The sequence below is a fragment of the Sporosarcina sp. HYO08 genome (genome assembly GCF_001563475.1).
Taxonomy (GTDB): domain Bacteria; phylum Bacillota; class Bacilli; order Bacillales_A; family Planococcaceae; genus Sporosarcina.
Map to the genome: position 1 here is coordinate 370,446 of NZ_LPUT01000023.1, position 25,338 is coordinate 395,783.

Here is a 25,338-nt window from a genome sequence, read left to right on the forward strand (position 1 = left end):
TTTTGTTGACACTTGAAAACGAGTAGTCGGCACGCCCGGCTATTTCCATTCGTGCCAGGCACTTCTGGGACAGCCCTTTATCTTTTCTGTATCGCCAGTCTCGCTGCTTTCTTTTTCGTTTCAGTATAAAGTGCATCCAATTGTACAAAAGCATAGTGGCTTGTGATTTTCTTTTTAATGAAATCCAGACGCTCTTCTCCATTCAAGGGGAGAAGAATATATAGTTGTTTTCCACTGCGTTCGTTTAATTCTTTTCCACCAAACGCAAGCAACTTTTCGAAATTATTAATGGCGTGTTCCATTAAGGGAACCACTTTTCGATTTTTGTTAGCGTAACCTGCCTCGATTTCTTCACGCATTGCTTCCCATTGTTCAAAAAACGGAGCCAATTGCTGCCGGTCCAATCGTTGATTATTCATTTGCAACAACCTTCATCCTTTTCTTTCCTTCTCGGCAAAGTGGTAATAGCGGACATTCCCCGCATGCAGGGTTTTGTGCTTTACAATGATAACGGCCAAAAAAAATAATTTGATGATGCGTATCCGTCCACTTTTCTCTCGGTGTCCAGCGCATAATTTTTTCTTCGACGGCAAGCGGTGTATCTTTCCATCGATTCATCCCAAGCCGCTTTGCAACGCGTTCGACATGCGTATCAACAGCAAGTGCCGGAATGCCGAATGCGTTTGATACAACGACGTTGGCAGTCTTGCGCCCAACGCCCGGAAACGTCATTAAGACATCCCGATTTGCAGGCACTTCCCCGCCGTAACTTTCGATCAATAACTCGCTTAAGGCGCGAATATTTTTCGCCTTATTCCGGTACAAACCAATCGAGCGAATATCATTTTGCAGTTCTTCTATATCAACCGACACATAATCTTCCGGTGTTTTATATTTTTGAAATAAATCCGCTGTGACTCGATTCACTAGAACATCTGTACATTGCGCAGAAAGAAGTGTTGCAATGAGCAATTCAAAAGGATTGGCGTGAACCAATTCACAATGCGCATCGGGAAACATTTCCGCAAAATTTTCTAAACAAACTTCCCATTGTTTTTTTGTCAGCAACTGCCTCCACCTACTCTCTTTCGTCCAACCAATTGTAAAATGGTACACGTTTGACTGATACTGTTTTTTGCTGGTCCATTTGACGAATACCCGCCCGACGGAACGTTTTCGTTTGTTTCTCAACGTCTTGCAATGTTTTAACGTTTTTCTTTTTCCATTCAAATAAAATCCGATCAATGTAACGAAGACTTAGCTTTTGGGCAATGACGGCTTCCTTCAACGCTGCGCGAATAATTTCGGCCGAATGTCCATCTTCGTCAATCCACATCCCGATCGATTCACATTCCATAGGAGATAAAAAACGCCCAAACTCTTGTTCAAACAAGGAGAAAATTTCTCCCTCCGAAAGCTTTTTCTTTTCTGCCTCGTCCACTTCTTTTGATAAGGTAAGCTGATCGACAAGTCGATTCCATAGCGGATAAAGAGAAAATGTTTCATGGATCACACCTGCCCCATCTTCACTTTGCCCGATTTGTAGAAAGCCATGTTGCATGAGGCGCTGCAAGATCGTCGATACATCATTTTCCGATATATACATTCGATTGGAAAAGTCCGCAGGTGTTGGAAAGCCTTTGCCTTCCGCTTGAAACGCAATCATATGCATAATAAGCATTGCGTCAATATCTTGAATGCCAAGACGTTTGTATTCGTGAAAAAAAAGCTGGGAAATGTTAACATTTCCCTGCTCTAACCAAATTCGGAGCCGATCTTCGTGCATATCCGAACTCCTCTCTATTTCTTTAAGGTATGATCTTTATTCCTTCCAATTCACTTCTACGAATTCGTGTATGCGGCGAATCGCTTCTTCGATCAATTCAATCGATGTCGCATACGATAAGCGAATCGTTTTTGGTGCACCAAAACCAGATCCAGGAATGACTGCCACATTCGCCTTCTCAAGTAAAGCCGCTGCAAAATCATCTACATTTTCAAAGCCCGTCTTTTCAACTGCTTCTGAAACTTCTGGCAGCAGGTAGAAAGCACCTTGCGGCTTTACTACTTTGAAACCAGGAATAGCAGCCAACTGTGGATAGACGCGCTCTAAGCGACTTTCAAAATCTCTTCGCATCGTTTCAACCGCATCTTGCGGTCCATTATACGCTTCAATCGTTGCATATTGGGAAGTTGTTGTAGGATTGGACGTCGAGTGGCTCGCCAAGTCCGTCATTGCGCGGACAACCGCAGCATCCCCGGCAATATAACCGATGCGCCAGCCCGTCATCGAATGCGATTTAGAAACCCCATTAATAATGAACGTTCGATTCTTCGCGTCTTCCGACAACTCTGCAATGGAAACATGCTTCACGCCACCGTAAATGAGCTTTTCATAAATTTCATCTGAAATAATCCAAACGTCTTTCTCCTTACATACATCCGCAATTTGCTCAAGCTCATCGCGCGTATAAATCATGCCTGTTGGATTTCCAGGAGAATTCAAAATGACAGCTTTCGTTTTGTCCGTAATGGCATGTCGAATTTGCTCTGCCGTCACTTTAAATTGTGCTTCAGCTGTTCCTTCAACATGAACCGGTACACCGCCGGCAAGCTTTACTTGCTCCGGGTAACTCACCCAATACGGTGTTGGAATGATCACTTCATCACCCGAATCGAGCAATACTTGGAACAATGTATATAAGACGTGCTTCGCACCAATTCCAATGAGTATTTCATTTCTTCCGTATGTTAAGCCCTGATCCCGCTCTAGCTTTTGAATGACGGCATCTTTTAATGCTGGCAATCCACCAGAAGGCGTATATTTTGTTTTTCCTTCTTTCATCGAACGATAAGCCGCTTCGATAATATTGTCTGGGGTATTGTAATCAGGCTCACCCGCACCCAAACCGATGACATCAATGCCTGACTCTTTCATCTCTTTCGCTTTTGCCGTGATCGCCAATGTAGTTGACGGTGATAATGTTTTGACTCTAGCTGCTAATTGTTTTTCCAACACAATCCATTCCCCCTACCCTTAGTTAAAACAAATCATTATAAATTTAATATCCGTTTCTTCCATTGTCCATTTTTAAATGATAAATAGACGTAATTCAACTGCCCATTTCCACTTTTAAACGCGATTTCCCACATGGGATCTTCTTCCATGACCCCAAGTGAGACATGCATCACTTTCTGAACATCCAATTCTTTTTTAACAACATCTAGTGCTTTTTTAGCTGTGATGCCATCTGCTAATAATACTTCATCATACCGTTCTTGTTTGTTTTTTCCTACAAAGACAGCCTTTTCGTTCCCTTCTTGATCTTTCCCAAATACGGTAACCATCGAATTCGTACCGTTAAAGATTTCTGTCGACTGAACCGTCACAAGCTGCCCTGACTTAATTGCCACTTCTCTTGCTTTTTCTTCTTCAGTAGCAATAGGTTTGTAAGCATTGTAAAAAACAAGAATGGTAATGACAGAGGCTAAGGACAACAAGAAGACCGTTATAAATTTAATCCAATTCCACATCGTGCCGCATGCCTCGTTCTTCGTAAACTATCGTTTCATACCCAGCCATTTTGGAACCTCTTTCTATTCATCCCCATTATTATAACAATTTTCGATATCATTCACCATATGCTCAAGTGTTACTTTTTGGATTGGAACATTTGGCAATGATTTTAAAAAGTGCTTGCCGTAAGATTTTGTTTCAATTCGCCGATCTAAGATAATAAAATAGCCTTTGTCTGTTGACGCACGAACGAGGCGGCCAAACCCTTGCCGAAGCCTCATCATCGCTTCAGGTAAAGCATATTCCATAAATGAGTTTTTACCAGCCCCAGTCAGCTGTGCCGCTTTCGCTTTAAAGATCGGCTCATCGGGAGACGAAAATGGCAAACGGACAACAACGACTCCGCTTAGCGCCTCACCAGGAACATCCACCCCTTCCCAGAAGCTATTCGTCCCAAAGAGGATCGACCGGGAAAGTTGGCGAAATGCTTTTAATAGCCGCATTCGACTCCCAGAGCTAACGCCTTGTGCATAGAGCGCAAAGTCATTCAGCTGTTCACTTTCGACGATTAAATCATACGTTTTTCGGAGCATATCTTGCGAAGTGAACAAGACGAAAAGCCGGCCATTTAAGGTGAGCGATACGCTGATAATTGCATCTGCAATGGCTTCAATATAGTCGTTTTGCGACACTTTCTGAATGTCCGGCATATCTTCCACAAGATAAATTTCCGCGCCTTCATAAAAATGCGGCGGTGCTTCGTATTGAATGAGCGGAATCTCATCAGCGATGCCAAGCTGACGGGCGATAAATCGGTCATAGTCCTGGAGCAAAAGCGTACCAGAAGTCCAAATAATTCCTGCTTGATGATCTTTAATTTTTCCAATGAATTGGCGAATGATCGCGGCGCTGTCAATGGGCGTTTTAAAAACTGTTAAGCTGCCAGGAATGCTGCGCCGATCGACTTCAACCCAAGCGGTATTGCTGTCCGATTGTAAATCCAGAAAAATCTCTATCCATTCACCGGCTTTGATCGTCATTTCTTGCACCCAATAATCCCATTCTGCAAGCCTTGCGAGCTCATCTTTCGTTAGCTCATTTTTTCGGGCGTGCAGTGACTTTGTATAAGCATCTGCTAACTGTAGATAATTTGATAGCGCTTTTGATACTTGTGCAAATCGGTCCATCTCCCCATTCACTTCGACTAAAGAATATTGGACACGTTCTCCATTTTGCTTTCCTTTATGCACCCAGTTACCAACTGTTAACAGCTGAATAACCTCATCGAAAAGATGAGAAAATGATGAATAGGAAAATTGTAGCTGCTCTTTATGACCCGAATTTGCAGTTTCTAATTGGCGATGGATCGCATCAATTTTTTGTAGCAATTGGCCATCTCCATCGGAACTAAGCTGCCCCATAACATATTTCCAATTGGTATACGAAAATACGATTTCATGATGCCGACGTGCAACTTGGACAAATTGATGCGCCTCGTCAATAATATAGCCAGCCGCCGAAGTGAGAACACCTTCTTCTCGGTTCATTTCGGACAAAAGCATCGCGTGGTTTGTAATAATGACATTGGATTGTTTACATAACTGAACGAGCCTACTATAATAATCAGCTTGTTGTTCATCTGACCGTAATACCGTAGTTCGTTTCCGGATCCGATCCACAAATAACTGACCGCCGCCGGAAACGTTAATCTCATCTAAATCACCAGTTGCTGTTTCTGTTAACCAAACAAGTATTTGCATAATCGTGAATGTTTCATCGTATGATTCATCCGCAATTCGAAGAAGTTCTTCAAATTTCCCCAATGATATATAATGCGCTTTTCCTTTTAAGACGACTGCCTTTAGTTTCGTTCCAAGCATTTGTTGGACCCGCACCAATTCACCGTTCATCATTTCATCCACCAAATGGTTTGTGTAGGTGCTAATGACGATCGGTTTATTTGCTTGAAGGGAATGAATCGCTGCTGGTAGTAAATAGCCTACCGTTTTCCCAATACCTGTTGGCACTTCAACGGCGATTTCCTCGTGGTTCTGAAGTGCTTGCCAAACGCGATCCATATACCGAAATTGTGAAGATCTTTGTTCAAAAACTGGGAAAGCTTTTTCAAACAACTGTTTTTTTTGCTGATCTTCTGCTGGGTAATCGAAGCCTCTAAAATGGACAGAAGGATCTGCTGGGATTTTCTTGTACGGAATCCCTCTAAAAAGCGCATAGTCCTTTCGCTCATTCAAAGCGCGGACTTTTTTCAGCGCTTTAAAAATGAGTGAAGCTATATTCGATTTCAATGTAAACGAACGCTTATGCAATAAGGCCAATGTCTCGTACGGCAGCGTGTATAGCTTTTCAAAACCTGTTAGAAATAGCTGCGCTGTTGCACGGGCATCGTCATCTGCGCGATGCGCGGATGGAAGCGAAATCGCAAGCTCATCTGCCAAATCCTGAAGTCGATAGCCTTGTGCAGAAGGATAAGCAATTTTCGCTAATTCAACCGTGTCAATTTTCATCCCTGTCCATTTTGGCAGACCGCATCGCGTCCATTCATTTTGTAAAAAATTTAAATCGAAATCTGTATTGTGTGCAACGAAAATCGTCCCTTGTAAAAGCTCCAAAACTTCTTGGGCAATTTCTTCAAAATAGGGCGCATTGCACACATCTTCATTCGAAATCGACGTCAACTGGCGAATGAATGCGGGAATTTTTTTCGCCGGATTGACAAACCGAACATATTCATCGGCAATTTCACCATTTTTTATGAAAACGATTGCGATTTGAATGATGCGATCTCCCTTTGCAGAAGAGTTCCCAGTCGTTTCTAAATCAACAACCGCATATGTATTATTTTTCATCGTAATATCAACAACTTCCTGTTAATCATCCTACTGCCGATTGTATCATATTCTTACTGAAGCTTTGAAATAAAGCATGATAAAAAATCGTGAAAACGAATCCGCCGTAATAAAAAAACCATTTTGATTTGGATTAATCAAAATGGGTGCTTCTTTTATACATGGAGTTATATAAATTATTGATCTCATTGAAAACGCTTCGGCGCTGGCGGGAGGCATCCACATAGCGCCGAAGCGTTTTTAAAGGGGTAAGCTTTTAACACGCTTCTTTCCTTAAACAGTCATCCCCGGTTTTTCTTTAATAATTTCTTTCACCTGATTGCCTTCATCCATAATCAATACAGTCGGTTCGTGTGTACGCGCTTCTTCATCGGTCATGTAAACGTAGGAAAGGATAATGACGACATCACCGCGCTGGACGAGGCGAGCTGCTGCTCCATTCACACAAATGACGCCGCTTCCGCGTTCTCCTGCAATGATATATGTTTCAAATCGTGCGCCATTGTTGTTGTTAACGACATGAACTTTTTCATTCGGCAGCATGCCTGCTGCGTCGAGCAAATCGCTGTCGATCGTAATGCTTCCTACGTAGTTTAGATCCGCTTCCGTGACAGTTGCGCGGTGTAGTTTACTGTTCATCATCATTCTGAACATATTTTACCATCCTTTTGAATTAAAATATTGTCAATCAATCGTGTCTTTTGGAATTTAACTGCACAGGCAAGAATCATTTCCGTCGCCTTGCCGTCATCAGTTGCTAGTTCAGGATAAGTAAGCATCGTTACATAATCAATTTGCCCCGATGTCTGTTCCGTAATATAGTTTGCGACTGCCTGTTCCACATCAGTTGCGGATTGACCGCTTTGAAACAATTCCGCCCCCCTGCTCAAAGCTTGACGAATAGCAGGTGCTTCCTTACGCTCTTCTGGCGATAAGTTGACATTTCTTGAGCTTTTCGCAAGACCATCGCTTTCCCGCACCGTTTCAACACGTACAATTTTTGTTCGGAAGTTAAAATCGCGGACGAATGTTTCAATAATCGCCAGCTGTTGGGCATCTTTTAATCCGAAATAAGCACGATCTGGATCGACCATATTAAACAGCTTCAAAATGACTTGCAAAACACCGTCAAAATGAGTCGGACGCGATGCTCCGCAAAGCACTTTCGCTTGCGGCCCCGGTAAAATCCGAATCCCGCCGTCATGCGGGTACATTTCTTCAGGTGTTGGCATAAACAGAATATCGACACCAGCTTCACGCGCTAGCTGAATGTCACGTTGTTCATCACGTGGATACGCTTCAAAGTCTTCTCCCGGTCCAAACTGTGTCGGATTGACGAAAATGCTCATCACGACTAGATCATTTTGCTTTCTCGCATTTTCAGCGAGTGCTATATGGCCTTCGTGCAAAAAACCCATCGTCGGTACAAATCCGACTGTTTTTTGACCATCCCTTTTTCGTGTGGCAATCGCTTCCCGAAGTTCTCCAACAGAATGAACAATCACCATCTCTTTTTCATTAGCGACCATTGTCATTTCCCCCATACAAGCTGACTAATTCCTCTTCCTTCATCGTAAAGCGGTGCTGTTCCGCTGGAAATGAACGATCCTTCACTGCACCAACATAAGACGATAAGCCGTTGACGATACTTGTACCGACCGCAGCGTACGATTCGACGAATTTCGGAATATGGTGACTTCCGTATTCGAGCACATCGTGAAACACAAGCACTTGTCCGTCTGTTTCGCTACCCGCTCCAATGCCGATAATCGGAATCGAAACCGCTGCTGTCACTTCTTTTGCAAGTTGATAAGGAATGCATTCGACAACAATCATCATCGCACCGGCAGCTTCACAGCTTCTCGCATCTGCAATCAACTGCTTGGCGGCCGCAGCCGTTTTCCCTTGCACTTTGTAGCCGCCAAGAACAGCTGCGGATTGCGGCAATAATCCTAAATGCGCAACGACGGGTATACCGGCCTCTGTAAACAGCTCAATCTTATCAATGACTCGTCCTGCGCCTTCCACTTTAACAGCCTGTGCGCCGGTTTCCTGGTATAAACGAACCGCCTCTTGAAGTGCTGTATCATTAGAGCCGTGATAAGTGCCGAATGGCATATCGACAACGACAAATGTATCTCTCGCTCCCCTTACCGTCGCTTTTCCGTGATGAATCATATCCGCCATCGTAACAGATGTCGTTGATTCATACCCTAAAACGACCATGCCGAGTGAATCACCGACGAGAATGATGTCTACACCCGCCTCCTCCGCAAGCTTTGCAGACGGATAATCATAGGCGGTGACCATCGCAATTTTTTCACCTGCTTGTTTCATTTTCATAAAATCGACTGTACTCTTCACTGTTTTTTGCTCCCTTCTTTGGGGAGAAAACCGTTTATTTCAATCAAAAAACCCTTCATTTTCCGAGTTTGGACAGAAGGGTTGTGTAATGTCATATTAAATGGTTTCCTCCGTCCCTGTCTGTAAAAAGATCAAGGCAGATCTTATCGGACTCATATTCAATTATCATGCGAATGAATCGGTGCAGTTCCTAAGATACCGCCCTCTGGGAATACTATAACAAAAGCCGAGTCCCCTGTATAGAGTTTTCAGTCTTTCGGTAATTCAATATCTGCAGAAAAAATGCCACGAATCGAACCGTCATCAAGTCTTAGCTCCAATACACCTTCGTCCGAAATACCGAGCGCGGTTCCTTCAATCGTTTCATTGAGCAGCACAGCCCGAATTCTTTTTCCAATTGTATTGGAGTAACTTTCCCAAACGAGCTTGATCGGCTCAAATCCACTTTTTTCATACATGGAAATATAGAGCTCTAAATAATCAGCAATTTTGGCGATTAATTGGGCACGATTTACTTGTTGACCGGAAGCAATTTTTAATGACGTCGCAATTGTTTGCAATTCTTCCGGAAAGTCACTTTCCTCATGATTCACATTAATGCCGATCCCTAAAATGACCGCTTTCACACGATCCGGGTCGGCTTGCAATTCTGTTAAAATGCCCGTTATTTTTTTACCATCGATCAATAGGTCATTCGGCCATTTAATTGTCGGCTCCAAACCTGTAATCTCTTCGATTGCCCGCGTCACAGCAACTGCTGCAACAAGCGTCATCTGTGGTGCTTGCTGAGGCATAAGATGCGGTCTGCAAATGACACTCATCCAAATGCCTTTACCGCTGGCAGAACTCCAAGGCCGCATCATTCGGCCTTTTCCTGCCGTTTGTTCTTCGGCAACGACGATCATGCCATCAGGTGCGCCATTTTGTTCTTCCTCAAGCGCAATTGGCTGCGTAGATGGGCAGCTATCGACATAACGAATACGACGGCCATATTTTTTCGCCATTAAGTACTTTTGAATATTCGCCTCGTTCACGAGATCCGGCGTTTCAATTAAATAATAGCCTTTTTTCCGTACCGTCCCAATTTCATAACCGTCCTTTTCTAGGTCCTTAATATGTTTCCAAATAGCTGTTCGGGACATTCCGAATTGATCGGCGAGATCTTGACCGGAAACCGGCTCCCCTTTTGCTTCAAAGAGCTTTTTCAACAATTTACTTTTGACATTTAAACTCATGTAGAAACCATTCCTTTATCGCGCTGCGTTCATTTATACAGTTCTGATGCAGCACAGCATATTCCACTTTTGTCAACCAGTCACTCGTCCATTTTCCGCCTTTTGTCTCCGCCCATTGTATTAAGTCACGGCCGGAAACTGCCAGTTGCTCTTTTGATTGGATCGGCAATTGCTTTTTTCGTTTTACCAGTTCCCCGGGCCCTACAGTCGTTTCCTTTGGGTTCAGTGCGGCAAATAATTTCTCAGTCGCAAATAGCACTTCGAGGCTCGATTGATAATAATCATCTATTGAATACGTTCGCATTTTTCGTGTTTGATAAGCCGTATGAACGTCTTTTAAAAATTGCCGTTCAGTCCTTGAAAGTTTAAATGCCCTCGCTACTTCAAGCGGCTTAAATGGTCCAGCAAGCATCAAGCCGGCCCACCCTTCCATTGCACTTACAAATGGAATCGCCTGTTTAAGCCGTACCGCTTCATCTGGAAACAGCGGCAAATAGTTCCCCAACCGCGTATCTTCAAAGTATTGCAAAGCTGCTAACGGCGTAATACCCATAAAAAGCTTATCCATTTCTGCTTTCACCCGCTCGATCGAAACGTTTCGAAGCAAGTGTCCGTTTGCAGCAATCGCATTGAATGTTTCAGCTTCTATCTCAAAACCTAAAGTAGAGACGAAGCGAATTCCGCGAAGCATCCGTAGGGCATCTTCTTGGAAACGCTCGGAAGCCATGCCGACTGCCCGTATCGTTTGCGCCTGAATATCTTGTTTTCCGCCAAAAGGATCAATGAACGTACCGTCTTTCGTCATTGCCAAGGCATTCATCGTAAAATCACGGCGGCGCAAGTCTTCCTTCAGCGTTTTTACAAATTGTACAGTGTCTGGTCGACGATTGTCTGAATAGGTCCCTTCCGTCCGGTAAGTCGTCACTTCGATCGACTCACCGTCTAACAGGACAAGAACCGTTCCATGGTCAATGCCCACATCGACTGTCGAGGAAAAAACTTTCTTTACTTCTTGCGGTTCGGCAGACGTTGCAATGTCGATATCCGTCGCTTCTTTTCCAAGCACATAATCCCGCACCGCACCGCCAACGTACACCGCTTCAAAACCCGCTTGCTCAAGGGACTGAATCACTTTCTGACTCGCATGGCTTCCAAAAAACACTGTCATTTCTTTCCCGCCACTTCATAGTAAAGTTGTTCGTATTGCTCGACAATGACCGAAGAATGAAACTTCTCATTTAACGTTCCTAAAGCATTCTTTCGAAAACGTTCGTAGAGCTCTTCATTTGAAAGCAAGAAAACCGCCCGTTCAGCCGCTAGACTTGTGTCACCTAATGGAACGAGATAACCGTTCACACCGTCCTCAATTACTTCTGGAATGCCGCCGATATTTGTCGCGATCGCGGGAACACCGCAGGCAAGTCCTTCCAGCAGCACTAAACCGAATGCTTCTTTTTCGGATAGAAGAAACATAAGATCGCTCATTGACAGCAATTCTGGCAAATCATCCCTCTTCCCAGTAAAGATTACATCCTTCTCCAGTTGAAGATTTTGAACGAGTTCAAGCATTTCCTCTTTTTTTGGCCCTTCCCCAACGAGTAACAGTTTCGCCTTCATAACAGCCACGATTTTTGAAAAGCTTTCAATAATATCTTGAATCCTTTTTACACTTCTAAAATTCGAGATATGTATAAGCACTTTTTCATCCGCTTGAATCCCTAGTTCCCCTTTTAAATTTCCGGGATCAACAGGGCGATACTTTTCTTCGTCAATAAAATTATAGATTGTCAGTATTTCTCTATCAGGCTTTATCGTCGTCAATGTTTCCTCCCGCAAAGACGCTGAAACAGCTGTTGTGCGGGTGGATTTTTGAATGCCATATCGGACTGTATTGCGCAGTGCAGGGTCCTGCCCAAGAATTGTCACGTCCGTTCCATGGAGCGTTGTAATCATCCCAATGTCTGAATTGGCCATATCTTTTCCAAGCGCTGCACAGATCGCATGCGGAACGGCGTAATGGACATGTAAAAGATCCAGCTGCTCTTGTTCTATGACCCCGGCAATGCGATTCGCAAGCGCGATGTCATAGGGCGGATACTTAAAGACGGCATATGCATCAATTTTTACTTCGTGGAAATGGATGTTTGAATGGGATTCCTCCAACCGAAAAGGCTTATCTGACGCTATAAAATGTATTTCATGCCCTTTTTTCGCCATCTTCTTCCCTAGCTCAGTCGCAACAACTCCCGAGCCGCCCAGTGAGGGATAGCAAATGACACCGACTTTCAATTTTTCCAATCACAACATCCCTTTCAACCGAGGCTTTGTTTTTAGTCGATAATTTTTTCTAAACCGTATACAAAATCATTGCGATTCATCACTTCCCGAATGGCTAAAGTAATGCCCGGAATAAAACTTTTACGATCCATCGTGTCATGTCGAATGCTTAATAACTCGCCTTCTCCGCCTAACAGCACTTCCTGATGTGCGAGAAGACCCGGCAATCGGATGCTATGGATTTTCATCCCCTCTATATCTGCACCGCGCGCGCCTGGAATGATTTCCTGCTCTTCCGGATGGCCTTGTACATGCGCTGCCCGAACGGCTTGAATCATTTCTGCCGTTTTGACAGCTGTTCCGGATGGTGCATCTAATTTACGATCATGATGCATTTCAAGAATTTCCACATCCCCTAAATAACGAGCCGCCATAGCGGAAAACTTCATCATTAATACGGCACCAATTGAAAAGTTCGGTGCAATGATGGTTCCTACTTGTCTTGCATGTGCAAGCTCTTCTAACGTTGCGAGACTTTCATTCGAAATACCTGATGTGCCGATGACCGGACGAACGCCATGTTCGATCGCTTGCTTGGCATTATTGAACACAGCATCCGGATCTGTCACGTCCAACAGAACATCGGGCTCCGTTTCAGCAACCATTGTCGCAAAGCATGTATAAAAAGGAATGCCGCCTGGCTCTTCGTTAATAACAGTATCGTGTAAAAAGAGACCGCCATGTTTATAGTCGAATGCCGCGACGACTTCCATATCATGCATTTCTGTAATGCCTTGTAAAGCTGCGTTGCCTAAACGACCGCGCGCACCAGCAATTGCTACTTTGATTGTCATGTCATTTCCCCCTATTTTTTCGTCCATCGATCTGCGTCTCGTTCTTTAAATTTTGACAAGACAGTGGAGAGCGCATTTTCCAAGCTAATTCCTTGCGAATTCGCAAAGCAAATAAGTACAAACAATAAATCTCCTGTTTCTTCTTCAAGTGTACTTATTTCTTCTGTCGATTTTTTCTTTTTCATGCCATAAACATGCTGCACTTCTCTTGCTAATTCACCAAGCTCTTCTGTTAGCCGAGCCATCAATTCCATCGGAGGAAAATAGCCCTCCTTAAAACTGCTTATGTATGCATGCACTTCTTGTTGCAGACTCTCCAATGATTTTGATTCCGTCAATTGAATGACTTCCTTTCTTATCGTATTGATTTACCTAACTATTGTCAAAATAAATATTATAGCCCATAATAGCCATGTTAGTTTGTTATGACAAGGAGGTATCGTATGCTGGACGGTATTAAAATCCGTAATATCTTTTGGATTATTATAGGCGCCGCATTATTTAGTTTTGGTCTTGTTAATTTTACTATTCAACACGAACTCGCTGACGGTGGGTTCACAGGCATTACGCTCATTTTACTATTTGCTTTTAATTGGGATCCAGCCATTATGAACCTCGTTTTGAATATTCCGATGTTTATCATTGGTTGGAAGCTATTAGGGAAACGTGTTTTCATCTATACAATTGTTGGAACCGTGGCTGTATCCGTGTTCATTAAAATATTTATGAAATATGAAGTGAACATTCATCTGGAGGACGATTTATTCCTCGTCGCCCTATTCGCGGGTGTATTTATAGGCGTTGGCCTTGGCATTATTTTTAGATCCGGCGGCACAACAGGCGGTGTAGATATTATCGCACGACTTGCCCAAAAGTACATCGGTTGGAGCATGGGGAAAACAATGTTTTTATTTGACGCAATTGTCATCCTTCTATCTTGGCTCGTTTATCTCGATTACCGGACGATGATGTACACGCTTGTCGCATTATTCGTCGGTGCACGTGTTATTGACTTTGTACAAGAAGGTGCGTACTCGGCGAGAGGCGCATTGATCATTTCCGATGCCCAAGACGAGATTGCCGCTAAAATCGGAACAGAAATGGAACGCGGTGTTACAGTATTCCGAGGCTATGGCCATTATACAAGAGAAAATCGAGAAATTTTGTACTGCGTTGTCGGTAAAAATGAAATCATTCGTCTGAAAAATATTATAACATCGATTGATCCGCATGCCTTTGTTTCACTCACCGATGTCCATGATGTAATGGGAGAAGGATTTACATTAGATGAAGACAAACGCCCGATTGAACCTTGACTTGATTTCACAGAAACAAAAAATCCGTCCTCTTTTAATAGAGTGACGGATTTCTTTACTATTCTCTATTCGTAAAGATAAAAATCAGACGAACAAGTTCTAGCACCGCTACTGTAGCTGCTGCAACGTAAGTCATTGCTGCTGCGCTCAATACTTTTTTCGCATGCGGTTCTTCTTCATTGCGAATGATGCCGTGCGCGACAATTTGGTTCATTGCACGTGTTGAAGCGTTAAATTCAACTGGCAGCGTTACAATTTGGAATAGCACACCCACCGCCATTAATAAAATCCCAATGCCTAGCAAAGAGTTTAAGCTTGAGAAAAAAAGCCCGGCCATGATGAAGATCCATGATGCGTTCGACGTAATATTTGCCGCAGGCGCAAGTCGGTGACGGAAACGCAAAAAAGAATACGCTTCTTTGTCTTGAATGGCATGGCCCACTTCATGCGCCGCAACTGCAGTACCCGCAACAGACGCCTCGTGGTAATTATGTGGAGATAATGCGACGACTTTCGTGAGCGGGTTGTAATGGTCGCTCAAAAACCCCTGGCTCTCTATGACTTTAACATCGTGCAGACCGTTCTGATCAAGAATCAAACGTGCAACTTCTGCACCAGTCATACCAGAAGTCGAACGGACTTTTGAGTATTTGTTGTAAGTTCTTTTTACTTTAAACTGAGCATATAGCGGCAATACGATAATTGCAGCTAAATAAATCCAAAACATTCACTTATCCTCCCCTTTTTTCTATATGAGTATTTTATAATGAACTAGCGTTCCCCGCAACCTTTACGACTGTAACCATTCAATGTGGATATCGTTACTGCTAACTAGGACGGATGCTTGACCAAAAAGTTGCAGCAAATTACATTTATGCAAAGGCAGATCGCTTTATTCTTTTTTTATAAAGAACATAAGCAAGCACAATACAGCCAATCGAAAGCCAGAACGTGAAATAGCCAATTTGCGCCATATATTTCATCAAGTTATGATAAATCGGCATTTGACCGAAAACATAATCGATGACATCATTATGCAGCGTCCAAATACCAGCGATCACAATATGTATTTTTCCAAATTTGTATAGCGGACTATATAGAACTGCCTGAACCGCCATCGCAAAATGGGAGCCAACAAGCATCCAGCCGACCCAGCCGATATCCCCCGTTTCAATCAGTGTCAATAAGTTCATAACGACTGCCCAAAGCCCATATTTCACAAGTGTAATAAGCGCCAGTGCTTCTACTAACTTGAAGTTTCTACCAATGATCCAGCCGAGCACAGCAATTGTAAAAAATAGACTGGCTGTTGGGCTATCCGGAACAAAAATCCAAAACTTTGGTTCTGTTCGAACGAGCTGCCATTTGTACCAGTAATAGCCATAAACAGTACCAAGCAAGTTAACATATAATAATATCCATAGAAACATTTTATGTGATAAGTAAAACCAAACTTTTTGTAATAAGGCTCCCAATCGGCATCTCTCCAGACAGACGTTCAGTTTTGTATATTGTTCAGTATGTGAAAAACACGCAAAAAAGAGTCAGGTTTCTGACTCTTTTTTAATGGAATTATTTCAATTCTGCTAGGAATTCGGCAAGAACTTTCAAATCTTCATCAGAACCTGTCCAAGTACCTGCCGGCATGTCGCCAACCCCATCATGGACAATCGTTTCAATTTCCTCAGCTGCTAAGCCTGTGTTAGCAAGTGGTTTACCCAAACCGCCTTGGAATGCATCCCCGTGACATCCAATACAGGATGATTCAGCATAAATCTGATAACCTTCTGAATTCGGGTCGAACTGAACTTCTTCAACAATTGCACCCAATGCTTTTTGTTTTTCCCAGTCATGATTGACAACAGACTCCCATGTTAAATAGAATAGCGCTGCAAATGCTAGAAGCATAAAAGCAGTCGGAAGCGGACGCTTGATCGGTTTGCGCTCTTTCGATGTGTCCATAAATGGAACAAGCATCAACGCACCAATTGCTAGTCCTGGCATAATAATTGCCCCAACGATATTCCATGGACCTGAAGCAAATTCATATTTTAGTAACTGGTACATAGAAAGGAAGTACCAGTCCGGAACCGGTGTATACATTGTGTCTGTAGGATCCGCCTGACGTTCAAGCGGTGACGGGTGTGCAACTGTTAAAATTAAGTAACCGATTAGGAATACAGCACCGACCATCCATTCCTTCAATAAGAAGTTTGGCCAAAACGCTTCCGTTTTACCCGGGTATTCAGAGTAGTCTTTCGGGACGTTCGGCATTTTATTTTCAGCCTTAATCCGCGAGTCGCCGACAAATTTCATCCCTTTTCCGCGTTGCATATTGTTCCCTCCTTATAAATGTCTTGAGTTCCTCAAACCTTCATTGGAAAAATAGTTGTCTACTTTCCGCAATCCAGTATTATAGAGGTCCAGCAATACCTTGTCTTCTGATCATGATAAAGTGAGCCGCAAGCAACCCAAGCAAAGCAGCTGGCAGGAAGAATACATGAATCGCGAAGAAGCGTGTCAATGTTTGAGCACCAAGAATTGTTGAATCTCCAGCAAGTAGGATCTTGATAGATTCACCAATAAATGGAACTGAAGCTGCAATTTCGATTCCTACTTTTGTTGCGAATAGCGCTTTCATATCCCAAGGCAATAGGTAGCCCGTGAATCCAAGCCCAAGCATCACAATGAAAATAAGAACCCCAACTACCCAGTTAAGTTCACGAGGTTTCTTATAAGCACCCGTGAAGAAAACACGTAAAGTATGTAGGAACATCATAACGATGACCAGTGATGCCCCCCAATGGTGCATCCCACGCACAATTTCACCAAATGCTACTTCGTTTTGAAGATAGTAAACGGATTTCCATGCATTTTCAATATCCGGCGTATAGTACATCGTCAAGAACATCCCGGATAAAATTTGGATGACTGTGACAAAAAACGTCAATCCTCCGAAACAATAAATGAATGCAGAAAAATGATGCGCAGGGTTTACGTGTTCAGGCACTTCGTGGTCAGCAATGTCACGCCAAATTGGTGTGACGTCCAACCGTTCATCAACCCAATCATAAATTTTGTTAAGCATGTTTGTCGTACCCCCTTACATTTTAAACTAATGTGTTCGGTATCGTTTTTCCAAGGTAGACATAGCCGCCTTCTACCTTCACTTCAAATTGATCAAGTGGACCCAATGGCGGTGATCCTGGGATATTTTTACCGTTTTTCTCGTAGCGACCATTATGGCATGGGCAGAAGAATTCATTTTTATGCGCAGGATCCCCTTCCCAGCTCACTGTACAACCAAGGTGTTTACAAACCGGTGAAAACGCAATAATTTCGTCGCCTTCTTTAAAGACCCAGGCAGTATTCGAAACATCCGACTTATACCATCCATCTTTTCGATCTTTAACTGTAAAGTCGACACGAATTGGCGTTGCTGTTAAGTCATCCACTTTTTGAGGTGTTGGAATGAATTCTCCCTCACCACCCGCTTGCAATACGGGATCTATTGCAAAGCGAACCATTGGCATTAGCATCGCAGAAGCCATAAATCCACCGGTTCCCATCAGTGCATAACTTAAAAATTGGCGCCTTGTCACTTTCTTGCTCATCAATTTCCCTCCCCCTACTTAAGTTCAGTCCAACGGAACGGACATAATATTGCAAATTGTAATACTAGGACATCTCTATGATAGCCCAATACGAACCTTAATTCAATTACGCTTTTAAAAATACAGTTGAAGTTTGTGAACATTTGTTGAAGTTTGTGAACAAACTTTGAAGTTTGTAGTTCCCACTTCTTTTTCGCAGTGAAAAAATGCAATTTTCCACCCGTCAATGAACGATAATCTCCCGAAAAAGAGTGTAGACAAAGTCAACAAGCCTTTGCCCACACTCTAAATGAACATATTCGCAAATACGTCCTACTTTTCGGATCTTGCTTAAAGTACTAATCGAAACGGCGATTCGATGATACTTGACAAACTCCCTAAAAATTGTGCAGCATCCGCGCCATCTAGAATTTGGTGATCGAATGTCAAACTCAGCGGAATTTTCTTCGATACTTTAACAGATCCGTCTTCGGTTAAAGTTAATTCGTCTTGTAGGGCACCTACTCCTAAAATACCTGTTTCAGGGGCATTCAAAATCGGTGTGAAATATTCAATTCCCGTTGCCCCAAGATTCGTTATGGTGAAGGTAGATCCCGTTAACAGCCCCGGATCAGCTGTTCCATTTCTTGCCGCCTCACTCACAGTCTTCATTTCTTTGGCAAGTTGACTAATCGTCATTTGATGAGCGTTTTGAATGACCGGGACGACTAAACCATTTTCTAAAGACGTCGCAATTCCTAGATGAACCTCATCAAATTCCGTTAATCTGCCTTCCGCGTAAGTAGCATTCATTTTCTTCAGCGATTGTAGGGCAAGTACTGTTGCTTTTGCGAGAAATACGGTTAACGTCAGCCTTGCGTCGATTGCATTCGATTCAATTTCTTTTGCCAATAATTTTTGGAAATCTAGTAATGAATCAGCTGTTACTTTTCGATGAAGCGTAAGTTGCGCCGATTGCTCCAGACTATTACGCATATTTTGGGCAATTGCCTTGCGCATTGGCGTAAGTCCTTCTCCCACTTTTGTTCTGGTCTTTACAGTATCCGCCGCCACAGCTGCTTCCTCTTTCGGAAGCTCTGCAATCGCGCGAAGAACGTCTTGTTTCGTAATGCGCCCATTGCCGCCTGTCCCTTTAATCGACTGAATATCCAGTTCGTTTTCTGCCGCCATTCTTCTTGCCAACGGAGTAATAAATATTCGAGCACTCTTACTTTCACTCGATTTTTCTACCGTACTTTGCTGATCAGTAGTTTTGCTTATTTCTGCCGCAGTGACTGTCGGAGCTGATGCGTTTTTTTCTATCTCCGGAACAACAGACCCTTTTGCCCCAACGACGCCAATAACTGCTCCTACTTCCAGTTCATCGTCCACTTCTCCATTTCTAGCAAGCAGCATGCCATCGATCGGTGCTTCGATGTCTTGATTCAACTTGTCCGAACTAATCATTAAGACCGCTTCACCTTTTGCAACAGGATCACCGATCTCCTTATACCACTCGACAATCGTGCCTTCCTTCATCGTCATTCCCAATTTGGGCATTACAATTGTTCCTTGCATCTTCTTGCTCACCTCCTAGATCATCGGTTCTTTTTTCAAATCTACAATAAGTTCTTCTGCTACTTTTAATACTTTCGCGGCATTTGGAATATATGCCTGTTCGAGATTCGTTGCAAATGGTACCGGTGTATTCGGTGCACAGACCGTTTTAATCGGCCCGTCTAAATAATCAAATGCTTGATCCGCTACGACGGATGCGATATCCGTTGCTGTGTTATTGTGAGGATTCGATTCATCAATAACGATTAGTCTTCCTGTTTTCTTAACGGACTCCAACACCGTTTCTTGATCCCATGGGGCAACTGTACGCAAATCAATGACTTCAGTAGAAATATCATCTTTCGCCAGTATATTTGCAACTTCTTCGGCAACTTGCACCATTTTACCAATGGCAACGATTGTCAGCTCTTCCCCGCTCCGTACAACATTTGCTTTACCGATTTCAATCGTGTAGTAATCTTCAGGCACATCACCTTTCATGCCATAGAGCATTTTGTCCTCTGAAAAGACGACGAGGTTATCTTCTTCAATCGCAGCAAGCATCAGGCCCTTTGCATCGTATGGATTGGAAGGAACAACAACTTTGACGCCTGGTATGGCCCCGAACATGCCGTACAATGTTTGGGAATGCTGCGCTGCCGCACCAGCACCGGCGCCGTGTACTGTCCGTACCGTCAGTGGAATTTTCGCTTTTCCGCCAAACATATAACGCATTTTAGCACCTTGATTTAAGATCGGGTCTAATGCAAAACCGACGAAGTCATTAAACATCAGTTCTGCGATCGGACGTAATCCTGTAGCAGCAGCACCGACAGCGGCGCTAAAATAGCCGTGTTCTGCAATTGGTGTATCAATGACACGCTCGCGTCCAAACTCTGTGACAAGTCCTTTCGACAGGCCGAATACGCCTCCAAATGCGTCATCATAACGTCCATCATCATGGACCAAATGATCTACCTCCGCTCCGCCTGCAACGTCTGTCCCGATTAGGATGACATTTTCATCCTTTCTCATCGCCTGAGCCATCGCTTCGTTAATGGCAGTCATAAATGTGATATTCCTATTTGTCATCATAGTTCCTCCTTTTCTTAAGCAAAAATGTCTGTGTAAAGTGTTTCTTCATCCGGCAGCGGACTCGCTTCGGCGAAAGCAACCGCTTCTTCTATTGTCTTTTTCGCTTCTTGTTCAATTTTGTCCGCTTCTTTCCCCGTCATCCAACCATTTTTAATCGCTTTTTCACGAAACTCAGGAATTGGATCTCGATCGCGGTTCGGATCATCTTCCGTTTTATACTTCTGCTCATCACCTTCAAAATGACCATATTGACGGTATGTGTCGCATTCAATGAGCGTTGGTCCTTGTCCGGCCTTCGCGCGCTCAATAGCCTCTTTCGTTGCATTATAAACGGCCTCTACATCCATGCCGTCTACACGAATCCCCGGCATATTATAGGCAGGCGCACGTTCCGCAACCGTTTCGGATGCACTTGCATAACGGAACGGAGTCCCTTCACCAAATTGATTGTTTTCGCAAACAAAAATGACTGGTAAATCTAAAATAGAAGCTAAGTTTAACCCTTCATGGAATGTCCCTTCATTTGAAGCACCGTCGCCAAAAAAGCAGACGGCTACATTGTCAAGACCTTTCGTTTTAATCGACAGTGCTGCCCCGGCCGCTAAACCAAAACCGCCTCCAACAATTCCATTTGCCCCCAACATCCCTTTATCGACATCGGCGACGTGCATAGATCCACCCTTTCCACCGCCCAATCCATCTTTTTTTCCCATAATTTCCGCCATCATTCCATTGATGTCACAGCCCTTGGCAATGGCATGCCCATGTCCGCGGTGCGTACTCGTAATGTAATCATCGTTTTCCAGCAATGCCATAACGCCTGTCGCAACTGCCTCTTCACCCGCATAGAGATGAACAAATCCAGGGATCAATCCTTTCCCAAATGTGCGGTGCACTTCATCTTCAAAATAGCGGATTTCGTTCATTTTTTGATAAATCCATAATGCTGTTTCTTTATTCATCATCAATTCCTCCTTTTTACACTTTTACATATGAATGGCTTGTTTAAAAAACAAATTTGCACTTTCTCCGATTGCTTCTGAAATTGTTGGATGTGCATGGATCATACTCGCTAATTCATGCATCGTTCCTTCTGTATGCTTCATCGCCAATAATTCGCCCACCCATTCAGTCGCTCCGTGTCCAACAATAACAGCCCCTAGGATTTCACCAAACTTCCGATCAGCAATAATTTTTATGAAGCCCGCTGTGCTATCCATCGCGATTGCCTTTCCATTTCCAGCTAACGGTGTTTTTGTCACTTCTACGTCAAAGCCGGCCCTTTTTGCTTGTTCTTCATTCAATCCAAAAGAAGCGATTTCAGGTTGTGTATACACACATCTCGGTATTTTTGTCTGTTCGATTGGCTGAATCGGCTCACCTGCCATCGCATGCACAGCTATAATCCCTTCAGCGCTGGCAGCATGTGCGAGCTGATAACCGCCAATGAGGTCACCAATGGCATAGATGTGTTTTTTACTCGTTTCATACTGTTCATTTACAACAACGAATTTTTCATTTTCATCTAGTTGCAGCTGTAAATCTAAAGCTAGTTCACGATTCGGACTTCTGCCGGCAGCAACGAGCAGTCGGTCAAAAGAAATGGTTTGATCAGCTAACACAACCTCTTTCTCTGTTACCCGTTGAATTTCTGCGCCTGTAATCGTTTGAATCCCTTTCGCTTTTAGCTGTCCCTTGATCACTTCACGTGCATCTGGATCTTCTGTCAGCAAAATATTTTGTGCTACTTCAATAATCGTAACGTTTGTTCCAAGAGGTGCCATTGCAAATGCTAATTCCACTGCAATCACGCCTCCGCCAATAATAACCATAGATTCTGGCAACTCTTCTAAGTTGAAGAAATTATCTGTTGTTAAGTAATCCACTTCATCCAATCCATTAATCGGCGGAACAAAAGGTTTACTGCCCGTTGCCAGCAAAAGATCTTTGCCTTTTAATTTTTCGGAACCAACCGTGACAACTAAACTTTCATCGACTGTTGCCGTTCCTTTAAATAATGTCACCTTGTTTTTCTTTAATAGATAATCGACGCCGTTTGTTAATGTGCGAATAACTTGATCCTTCCGCCCCATGAGCTTTCCAAAATTAATAGAAATTTCACCGGTTTGAATTCCCCAATCATTGGCTTTTTGAATGGTTTCAACCGCTTCTCCGTGTTGAAGCAATGTTTTGGAAGGAATGCAGCCAGTATTGAGACATGTCCCGCCAAGTGCATTCTTTTCGACAATCGCAACTTTTTTTCCAAGTTGCGCTGCACGAATTGCCGCAACATATCCGCCTGGCCCTGCCCCAATAACGATTAAGTCAAAAGATTTCATTCGTTTTCATCACCTAACTTATAGTTTTGGTAAGTGTTTCTTGATCTGTAAGCCTTAACCGCATTTCCACCTCCTAGCAGATGACTAGCCATTGTTCACATTCGATTTGGCCAAATGTTCAGTTTGGCTTTTCATTAATTAATATTGCAAGATGTATGCCAACTTTTAAAAGTGTGGGAAAGTGGAATATGATCACGTTTTTATTCTTACAACTAGCACATAGACTGTCTCACTGACACACAAAACGTCTCATTGTCTCATGTTTTCTCATAAAAAAACTCTAAACGCTTTTTGCGTTTAGAGCTTTTAAAAGGCCGTCTATGCTTGATCCAGTTGATGTTGTTTAAGTCTGCGATACATTGTCGATCGAGAGATGCCAAGCAGATTTGCGGCATTTGTAACATTTCCATTCGTTCGCATGAGCGCTTGTTGAATGTGTTCTTTCTCCATATTCCATTCATTCTCCACTGCATTGACAATTCTGTCCGGCAGATCGAACACTGACAATTTATTTCCTTCCATATTAAAAAGTGTTTGCTTAACAACATTGATCAATTCCCTGACATTACCCGGCCATTTGTATTGGGAAAGATGCCACATTGCCTGATCATCAATTTTTATATGCCTTTTATGAAACTGACTGCTCAATTTCGTCGTGTAGTAATGAATTAGGTTTAAAATATCCACACCTCTTTCCCGTAATGGGGGGATCGTTAATGGAATGACATGCAGTCGATACAACAGATCTTCACGAAACTCTCCCTTCTCGACAGCCTCGATTAAATTTTTATGGGTCGCAGCAATCACACGCACGTCAATGGGAATCGCTTTTTCACCGCCAATTCTAGTCACTACCCGCTCTTCCAATATGCGTAAAAGATGCACTTGCATATCGAGCGGCATTTCACCAATTTCATCGAGAAAAATGGTGCCGCCATTCGCAAGTTCAAATTTTCCCGGACTTCCTTTAGATTTTGCGCCGGTAAAAGCCCCTGGTGCGTAACCTGATAATTCGCTTTCAAATAGACTTTGTGGAATCGCACCGCAATTGACGGCAACGAATGGGCGTTCGCTTCTGGCGCTTGCATGATGAATTGCCTGCGCAAACATCTCCTTTCCCGTTCCAGTTTCACCTGCTAGAAAAAGGGTTGTATCGATCGTTGCGGCTTTTTCCGCTTTTTTGACAGCCTTTTTAAAAGTTGGAGACTGACCAATCAGATCGTCGAATGTATACCGAACCGATAAGGAATTAGAGGATTTTTTCACGGGAGGATTATCATTTTTAGAACATCTCATACTGATCTGTTCCTTCAGAAATACAACCGCTCCTAGTTGTTCCTCTTGAAAAGTAACTGGAAAAATCGAACATTTGTAATGCAGATCACTATTGGCATTCTGAACCCATTCATTCGTAATTCTTTTGCCTTTCCATAATACTTCGCCCAGTAGTTTTGAAATTCCCAGAAAAGGTTGCAGCGATTGGATGTTTTGATCGTTTGCCTTTTGGTTTTTCTGAACAATTCTTTGTTGGCTATCCACAATGATAACCGCATCATCTACACCTTCAACAACCGAGGTTAAAAACAAATTATCGCGCAATGTATGCGCATACAATTCGTTAATGAACACGGTCGCGAGGTGATTTGCTTCTGCAATGACAAGTTCGATGGCATTTTTACTTTTGGCCGACATGCCGGCAATGTTAACAATCCCTAATAATTCATTTGTAAATGGTTCTACAATTGGCGTTGCTGCACAAAACCATTCATGGTTTTTTTCGCAAAAATGCTCAGAAAATAAAACTTGGGCAGGCTGCTTCGTTCGAAGTGCAACGCCAACTGCATTCGTACCCGCTGATTGTTCGCTCCAAGTTCCCCCGCACATGATGTTTAATCGATTGGCCATTTTCAAAGTCATTTCATCGCCATTCGATTGTAGGATCGTTCCATGCTTGTCCACTATAGAAAGCATCGTTTTTGATTCACTGAGTAAATCCGTAAATGTTGACATTTTTGGTTCGACAAATGATAACAATCGCTCATTTTGCGCTAATCTGCTATACAGGGCCTGTTCACTAATAATTTCATTGATCCGACTTTGAAATGGATCCACACCCATTTCCTTTGAACTTTTCCACGAGTGATAAATCTCGGGACGAATAACATGATCCATTTTCCGTCCTTGCTCCAAATAATGTTTCCATGCGTTTTTAGTAGAAAGATAATAATGGTCCGAAGTGACCAAAGCCTCTCTTAACAATCGATTCATCTTCTTCCTCCCGTACCTATTATCTATGCAACAACATATTAACCTACTATTCCAAA

At 43.1% G+C, this 25,338-nt stretch carries 25 protein-coding genes; 1 reads left to right on the top strand and 24 read right to left on the bottom strand.

What is annotated here, in order from left to right:
* Positions 1–77 precede the first annotated feature (77 nt).
* The 14 genes from AU377_RS08815 to AU377_RS08880 all read right to left on the bottom strand — a co-directional run bounded on the left by AU377_RS08815 (position 78) and on the right by AU377_RS08880 (position 13,452).
* Positions 78–419 (bottom strand): YpoC family protein, encoded by a 342-nt coding sequence (locus AU377_RS08815; protein WP_156450414.1) that lies wholly within the window; start codon positions 417–419, stop codon positions 78–80.
* Entirely contained in the window at positions 412–1,068 is a 657-nt protein-coding gene (gene nth, locus AU377_RS08820) for an endonuclease III (RefSeq protein ID WP_067407044.1), read from the bottom strand. Before nth ends, AU377_RS08815 begins: the two co-directional genes overlap by 8 nt.
* A gap of 10 nt (positions 1,069–1,078) precedes the next feature.
* Entirely contained in the window at positions 1,079–1,786 is a 708-nt protein-coding gene (locus tag AU377_RS08825) for a DnaD domain-containing protein (protein ID WP_067407046.1), read from the bottom strand.
* Between the two features lie 36 nt (positions 1,787–1,822).
* The gene (locus AU377_RS08830) at positions 1,823–3,016 is read right to left on the bottom strand and encodes a pyridoxal phosphate-dependent aminotransferase (protein WP_067407263.1); all 1,194 of its coding nucleotides are present in this window, start codon (positions 3,014–3,016) and stop codon (positions 1,823–1,825) included.
* Between the two features lie 38 nt (positions 3,017–3,054).
* Positions 3,055–3,534 (bottom strand): DUF5590 domain-containing protein, encoded by a 480-nt coding sequence (locus tag AU377_RS08835; RefSeq protein WP_067407048.1) that lies wholly within the window; start codon positions 3,532–3,534, stop codon positions 3,055–3,057.
* A gap of 63 nt (positions 3,535–3,597) precedes the next feature.
* Positions 3,598–6,384 carry an ATP-dependent DNA helicase DinG gene (dinG, locus tag AU377_RS08840; RefSeq protein WP_067407051.1) on the bottom strand — a complete coding sequence of 929 codons (2,787 nt, stop codon included), beginning with the start codon at positions 6,382–6,384 and terminating at the stop codon, positions 3,598–3,600.
* A 273-nt stretch (positions 6,385–6,657) separates the two neighbouring features.
* A complete protein-coding gene (gene panD, locus AU377_RS08845; protein WP_067407054.1) occupies positions 6,658–7,038 on the bottom strand; it encodes an aspartate 1-decarboxylase in 381 nt (126 codons plus the stop codon).
* Positions 7,026–7,892, bottom strand: coding sequence for a pantoate--beta-alanine ligase (panC, locus tag AU377_RS08850; RefSeq protein WP_067407264.1), 867 nt, complete (start codon positions 7,890–7,892; stop codon positions 7,026–7,028). The genes panD and panC overlap by 13 nt, the downstream gene beginning before the upstream one ends.
* A gap of 10 nt (positions 7,893–7,902) precedes the next feature.
* Positions 7,903–8,748 (bottom strand): 3-methyl-2-oxobutanoate hydroxymethyltransferase, encoded by an 846-nt coding sequence (panB, locus tag AU377_RS08855; protein WP_067407057.1) that lies wholly within the window; start codon positions 8,746–8,748, stop codon positions 7,903–7,905.
* A gap of 248 nt (positions 8,749–8,996) precedes the next feature.
* Entirely contained in the window at positions 8,997–9,983 is a 987-nt protein-coding gene (locus AU377_RS08860) for a biotin--[acetyl-CoA-carboxylase] ligase (RefSeq protein ID WP_067407059.1), read from the bottom strand.
* Complete coding sequence (locus AU377_RS08865) at positions 9,961–11,151, bottom strand: CCA tRNA nucleotidyltransferase (RefSeq protein ID WP_067407062.1); 1,191 nt, start codon at positions 11,149–11,151, stop codon at positions 9,961–9,963. The genes AU377_RS08860 and AU377_RS08865 overlap by 23 nt, the downstream gene beginning before the upstream one ends.
* The gene (gene bshA / locus AU377_RS08870; protein WP_067407064.1) at positions 11,148–12,281 is read right to left on the bottom strand and encodes an N-acetyl-alpha-D-glucosaminyl L-malate synthase BshA; all 1,134 of its coding nucleotides are present in this window, start codon (positions 12,279–12,281) and stop codon (positions 11,148–11,150) included. The genes AU377_RS08865 and bshA overlap by 4 nt, the downstream gene beginning before the upstream one ends.
* Before the next feature lie 32 nt (positions 12,282–12,313).
* Entirely contained in the window at positions 12,314–13,114 is an 801-nt protein-coding gene (dapB, locus tag AU377_RS08875; protein ID WP_067407066.1) for a 4-hydroxy-tetrahydrodipicolinate reductase, read from the bottom strand.
* An 11-nt stretch (positions 13,115–13,125) separates the two neighbouring features.
* Positions 13,126–13,452, bottom strand: a complete 327-nt coding sequence (locus tag AU377_RS08880) for a nucleotide pyrophosphohydrolase (protein WP_067407068.1) — start codon at positions 13,450–13,452, stop codon at positions 13,126–13,128.
* A gap of 105 nt (positions 13,453–13,557) precedes the next feature.
* Between AU377_RS08880 and AU377_RS08885 the strand changes: the two genes are divergently transcribed.
* A complete protein-coding gene (locus AU377_RS08885; RefSeq protein WP_067407070.1) occupies positions 13,558–14,430 on the top strand; it encodes a YitT family protein in 873 nt (290 codons plus the stop codon).
* A 58-nt stretch (positions 14,431–14,488) separates the two neighbouring features.
* Here the strand turns inward: AU377_RS08885 and AU377_RS08890 are convergent, their stop codons facing one another.
* From AU377_RS08890 to AU377_RS08940, 10 genes are all read right to left on the bottom strand, one after another.
* Positions 14,489–15,157: a zinc metallopeptidase gene (locus AU377_RS08890; protein ID WP_067407075.1), complete on the bottom strand. Its 669-nt coding sequence runs from the start codon at positions 15,155–15,157 to the stop codon at positions 14,489–14,491.
* A gap of 145 nt (positions 15,158–15,302) precedes the next feature.
* A complete protein-coding gene (locus AU377_RS08895) occupies positions 15,303–15,860 on the bottom strand; it encodes a DUF1405 domain-containing protein (protein ID WP_067407266.1) in 558 nt (185 codons plus the stop codon).
* 142 nt (positions 15,861–16,002) lie between these two features.
* Positions 16,003–16,764, bottom strand: coding sequence for a menaquinol-cytochrome c reductase cytochrome b/c subunit (locus AU377_RS08900; protein WP_067407077.1), 762 nt, complete (start codon positions 16,762–16,764; stop codon positions 16,003–16,005).
* A 79-nt stretch (positions 16,765–16,843) separates the two neighbouring features.
* Positions 16,844–17,518, bottom strand: a complete 675-nt coding sequence (gene qcrB / locus AU377_RS08905; RefSeq protein ID WP_067407079.1) for a menaquinol-cytochrome c reductase cytochrome b subunit — start codon at positions 17,516–17,518, stop codon at positions 16,844–16,846.
* A 22-nt stretch (positions 17,519–17,540) separates the two neighbouring features.
* The gene (locus AU377_RS08910; RefSeq protein ID WP_172794042.1) at positions 17,541–18,044 is read right to left on the bottom strand and encodes a ubiquinol-cytochrome c reductase iron-sulfur subunit; all 504 of its coding nucleotides are present in this window, start codon (positions 18,042–18,044) and stop codon (positions 17,541–17,543) included.
* Between the two features lie 330 nt (positions 18,045–18,374).
* Positions 18,375–19,601: a dihydrolipoamide acetyltransferase family protein gene (locus AU377_RS08920; RefSeq protein ID WP_067407084.1), complete on the bottom strand. Its 1,227-nt coding sequence runs from the start codon at positions 19,599–19,601 to the stop codon at positions 18,375–18,377.
* A 15-nt stretch (positions 19,602–19,616) separates the two neighbouring features.
* On the bottom strand, positions 19,617–20,675 hold the full coding sequence (locus AU377_RS08925) for an alpha-ketoacid dehydrogenase subunit beta (RefSeq protein WP_067407085.1): 1,059 nt from the start codon (positions 20,673–20,675) through the stop codon (positions 19,617–19,619).
* A 14-nt stretch (positions 20,676–20,689) separates the two neighbouring features.
* Positions 20,690–21,643 carry a thiamine pyrophosphate-dependent dehydrogenase E1 component subunit alpha gene (locus AU377_RS15685; protein ID WP_253724446.1) on the bottom strand — a complete coding sequence of 318 codons (954 nt, stop codon included), beginning with the start codon at positions 21,641–21,643 and terminating at the stop codon, positions 20,690–20,692.
* A gap of 18 nt (positions 21,644–21,661) precedes the next feature.
* Positions 21,662–23,014, bottom strand: a complete 1,353-nt coding sequence (gene lpdA / locus AU377_RS15690) for a dihydrolipoyl dehydrogenase (RefSeq protein ID WP_067407089.1) — start codon at positions 23,012–23,014, stop codon at positions 21,662–21,664.
* A 318-nt stretch (positions 23,015–23,332) separates the two neighbouring features.
* Complete coding sequence (locus AU377_RS08940) at positions 23,333–25,282, bottom strand: sigma-54-dependent Fis family transcriptional regulator (RefSeq protein WP_067407091.1); 1,950 nt, start codon at positions 25,280–25,282, stop codon at positions 23,333–23,335.
* Positions 25,283–25,338 lie beyond the last annotated feature (56 nt).

What these genes read in the sequence shown, in the direction of transcription:
- AU377_RS08815 (WP_156450414.1), bottom strand. Translation starts at nt 419, where the DNA reads ATGAATAATCAACGATTGGACCGGCAGCAATTGGCTCCGTTTTTTGAA.
- AU377_RS08825 (WP_067407046.1), bottom strand. Translation starts at nt 1,786, where the DNA reads ATGCACGAAGATCGGCTCCGAATTTGGTTAGAGCAGGGAAATGTTAAC.
- AU377_RS08835 (WP_067407048.1), bottom strand. Translation starts at nt 3,534, where the DNA reads ATGTGGAATTGGATTAAATTTATAACGGTCTTCTTGTTGTCCTTAGCC.
- dinG (WP_067407051.1), bottom strand. Translation starts at nt 6,384, where the DNA reads ATGAAAAATAATACATATGCGGTTGTTGATTTAGAAACGACTGGGAAC.
- panD (WP_067407054.1), bottom strand. Translation starts at nt 7,038, where the DNA reads ATGTTCAGAATGATGATGAACAGTAAACTACACCGCGCAACTGTCACG.
- panC (WP_067407264.1), bottom strand. Translation starts at nt 7,892, where the DNA reads ATGGTGATTGTTCATTCTGTTGGAGAACTTCGGGAAGCGATTGCCACA.
- AU377_RS08860 (WP_067407059.1), bottom strand. Translation starts at nt 9,983, where the DNA reads ATGAGTTTAAATGTCAAAAGTAAATTGTTGAAAAAGCTCTTTGAAGCA.
- AU377_RS08865 (WP_067407062.1), bottom strand. Translation starts at nt 11,151, where the DNA reads ATGACAGTGTTTTTTGGAAGCCATGCGAGTCAGAAAGTGATTCAGTCC.
- dapB (WP_067407066.1), bottom strand. Translation starts at nt 13,114, where the DNA reads ATGACAATCAAAGTAGCAATTGCTGGTGCGCGCGGTCGTTTAGGCAAC.
- AU377_RS08885 (WP_067407070.1), top strand. Translation starts at nt 13,558, where the DNA reads ATGCTGGACGGTATTAAAATCCGTAATATCTTTTGGATTATTATAGGC.
- AU377_RS08890 (WP_067407075.1), bottom strand. Translation starts at nt 15,157, where the DNA reads ATGTTTTGGATTTATTTAGCTGCAATTATCGTATTGCCGCTATATGCT.
- AU377_RS08895 (WP_067407266.1), bottom strand. Translation starts at nt 15,860, where the DNA reads ATGTTTCTATGGATATTATTATATGTTAACTTGCTTGGTACTGTTTAT.
- AU377_RS08900 (WP_067407077.1), bottom strand. Translation starts at nt 16,764, where the DNA reads ATGCAACGCGGAAAAGGGATGAAATTTGTCGGCGACTCGCGGATTAAG.
- qcrB (WP_067407079.1), bottom strand. Translation starts at nt 17,518, where the DNA reads ATGCTTAACAAAATTTATGATTGGGTTGATGAACGGTTGGACGTCACA.
- AU377_RS08910 (WP_172794042.1), bottom strand. Translation starts at nt 18,044, where the DNA reads ATGAGCAAGAAAGTGACAAGGCGCCAATTTTTAAGTTATGCACTGATG.
- AU377_RS08920 (WP_067407084.1), bottom strand. Translation starts at nt 19,601, where the DNA reads ATGCAAGGAACAATTGTAATGCCCAAATTGGGAATGACGATGAAGGAA.
- AU377_RS08925 (WP_067407085.1), bottom strand. Translation starts at nt 20,675, where the DNA reads ATGATGACAAATAGGAATATCACATTTATGACTGCCATTAACGAAGCG.
- lpdA (WP_067407089.1), bottom strand. Translation starts at nt 23,014, where the DNA reads ATGAAATCTTTTGACTTAATCGTTATTGGGGCAGGGCCAGGCGGATAT.
- AU377_RS08940 (WP_067407091.1), bottom strand. Translation starts at nt 25,282, where the DNA reads ATGAATCGATTGTTAAGAGAGGCTTTGGTCACTTCGGACCATTATTAT.